Consider the following 2874-nt stretch of genomic DNA (forward strand, 5'->3'; position numbering starts at 1 on the left):
CTATTTTTTTATCTCTGTACCTTATTACTGTTTTATTGATAACAAACAGTGTGAAAAACACCAAACCAGCACAAAGATCCTCTTAGCTATGCTCTTTATCACTGAGCGGCGCAGACGCTACAGAAGACTCTAGTGGAAGCTCCTGCAATTGCTCACCCTCTTTTATCCATGCCACCAGCAGTGTATAAGCAACAGCCAACACAACAGGGCCGATAAATAAGCCGATAATACCAAACGCCAACAAACCACCGATAACACCGGTCAGGATCAACATCAGCGGTAAATCAGCACCACGCTTAATCAGCATTGGGCGCATAAAGTTATCCATGCTCCCAACCAGCAGTGACCATACTAGCAGGAACGTACCCCACGTATTATCACCACTCCAGTAAATCCACGCGACAGCCGGAAACAGCACCAATGCAGGGCCTAACTGAGCAATTCCCAGTAAGAACATCAGCACAGTCAATACCATAGCGTAAGGAACACCAGCAATAAATAGCCCTACACCGGCTAAACCAGACTGAACCAGTGCGGTAACCACAACCCCCAACGCCACAGCTCTAATCGCCTGTGATGCTAAGATCACCGCAGTATCTCCCCGCTCACCGGCCAAACGACGGGTAAAACGGCGTAGCCCTTTAGCAGCCAGCTCACCTGAGCTATACAGCAGGCCACAGATCACCACAGTGATAATAAAATGAACCACCAGCATGCCAAGGTTGCCCGCTTGTGAGGCAATCCAGCTCAAACTCTTACCGATATACGGCGTTAGCTTGCTCAACAGTGCTTTGCCGCCACTGGCTTGAATTTGTATCCAGGTTTCAGCCAGTTTCGGCCCAACCCACGGGATCTTACTCAGATTATCTAATACCGGAATATCCAGTGAAGAGAGCTTGCCGCTCCACGCGATTAACGCAGGAGCATTCTCTACCATGGTACTGATAGCCAGCAAAATAGGGATAACAAACAGCAATAGCAGTGCAGTTGTCATCACAAATGTGGCCAGCCCTCGTTTGCCCCACAGTATTTTCTGGAAAAACAGTAAAATAGGCCATGTAGCAATCACTATCATGGTTGCCCAGACTAACGCGGGCAAAAATGGGTTCACAACCCAAAAAGTAGCAATAATTAAGATGCCAATAAACAGCACGCTTAAAACCGTACCGGCCAAATCAGCACGAATGGATTTATTCAGTGTGGCAAGCTTGTTCAGCGCAACAGGTTTACTTGGCGTAATGGGTTCACTCGACATAGAAAGCCTTTATAAAAAATCTTAATAATAACAATGCGATAAATGCTCCGCATCGTAGAGCATTAAAATGATGACATGATTTAACGCGTGCACAACTTACACCTTTTCTCTATGCTTATCTGCATGAATTTTCGCAGCGTACGCCATGTAGTGATTGGCCGCCGCCAACCATAAGTATAGAAGTTAATCTCATGTCAAAAGCAGTTGTTGTATTCAGTGGCGGACAAGATTCTACCACTTGTCTAATTCAGGCTCTCTCAATTTATGATGAAGTTCACTGTATTACCTTTGATTACGGCCAGCGCCATCGTGCAGAAATTGATATCGCCCGACAATTAGCCACAGAGTTAGGTGTTACCGCCCATAAGGTGATGGACGTAACATTACTCAACGAGCTGGCTATCAGCAGCCTGACCCGCGATAACATTCCCGTACCCACCGAATGCACTGACGGCGTACCCAATACGTTTGTTCCGGGGCGAAATATTTTATTCCTGACGCTAGCGTCTATCTATGCCTACCAAATCGGCGCTAAAAACGTGATTACTGGAGTCTGTGAAACCGATTTCTCAGGTTATCCTGATTGCCGTGATGAATTTGTACGGGCGCTAAACCATGCCATAACGCTGGGAATGGGCCGTGAAGTACAATTTGATACTCCATTGATGTGGCTAAATAAAGCAGAAACATGGGCATTAGCTGACCATTATGGCCGCTTATCTTGGGTGCGGAAAAATACGCTCACCTGCTATAACGCCATTGCCGGAGATGGCTGCGGTGAGTGCGCAGCATGCCACTTACGTGCGCGGGGCTTACAAGAGTATTTAGATAATTCGCCGGTTGTTATGCACAGCATGCTACAAAAAACCCGATTAGGTGATTAAAACACCTTAGGTATAACACACCGTATTATCAGCGGGTATTTGTGCTCTATCTTTGTATTTTATCTTTGGTGCTCTATCGTACCAGCATCATACCAGCGGGGTTATCCCCGCTATTTACGAGATAACCAGCGCACGGCTAAACTGTGCCACCAGCGGTAAGGCGGGTGAATCAGTGAGTTAAAATTGACCCGTTTATACTGTAACACCGCTTTAGGATGTGATAACTGTTTAAACCCTTCAGGCCCATGATAACAGCCAACACCTGAGGCCCCTATTCCGCCAAAAGGTAAACTATCAACTGCCGCATGCCGCATGGTTTCATTAATACACAAGCCGCCCGAGTGAACTTGCTTAGTACACATCTCAATGATAAAGGGCTCTGATGTCATCAGATACAGTGCCAAAGGCTTTGGCCGACAATGAATATACCTCAGTGCCGAGCCAATCACATCGTAGGTTTTAATCGGCAACAGTGGCCCGAAGATCTCCTCTTGCATAATCAGCATATCATCTGTAACACCGGTGATAATATGCGGCACGATTCGCCGACGGCTTTCATCAATCGCCGGTTGCTGTAACGGAATAACGGTTGCGCCCTGCTCTTTTGCATCATCCAATAAATGGATTAACCGCTGAAAATGCTGCGCATTGATAATTGAGGTATAAGCACTGTTATCGAGTGCATTAGGGTATTGCTGTGTGAACGCGTTTTGCATCCCCTCAATTAAGGGATCA

General features: G+C 46.5%; 3 protein-coding genes. 1 reads left to right on the forward strand and 2 read right to left on the reverse strand.

Annotation, left to right across the window (positions count from 1 at the left end; genetic code table 11):
• Nucleotides 1–82: 82 nt before the first annotated feature.
• Nucleotides 83–1255, reverse strand: coding sequence for an AI-2E family transporter YdiK (gene ydiK, locus ACRC27_RS03930; RefSeq protein WP_438630958.1), 1173 nt, complete (start codon nt 1253–1255; stop codon nt 83–85).
• 191 nt (nt 1256–1446) lie between these two features.
• Between ydiK and queC the strand changes: the two genes are divergently transcribed.
• Nucleotides 1447–2139 (forward strand): 7-cyano-7-deazaguanine synthase QueC, encoded by a 693-nt coding sequence (queC, locus tag ACRC27_RS03935; RefSeq protein WP_438623073.1) that lies wholly within the window; start codon nt 1447–1449, stop codon nt 2137–2139.
• 110 nt (nt 2140–2249) lie between these two features.
• Here the strand turns inward: queC and ACRC27_RS03940 are convergent.
• Nucleotides 2250–2874, reverse strand: a 625-nt coding sequence (locus ACRC27_RS03940) for an aldehyde dehydrogenase family protein (RefSeq protein ID WP_438639238.1), incomplete at its 5' end; no start/stop codon positions are given.

The sequence above is a fragment of the Plesiomonas sp. genome (assembly GCF_051650925.1).
Classification (GTDB): Bacteria; Pseudomonadota; Gammaproteobacteria; order Enterobacterales; family CAMTGL01; genus Plesiomonas.

Bases quoted from the DNA above. Each gene is read 5' to 3' on its own strand.
- ydiK (WP_438630958.1), bottom strand. From the start codon at position 1,255: ATGTCGAGTGAACCCATTACGCCAAGTAAACCTGTTGCGCTGAACAAG.
- queC (WP_438623073.1), top strand. From the start codon at position 1,447: ATGTCAAAAGCAGTTGTTGTATTCAGTGGCGGACAAGATTCTACCACT.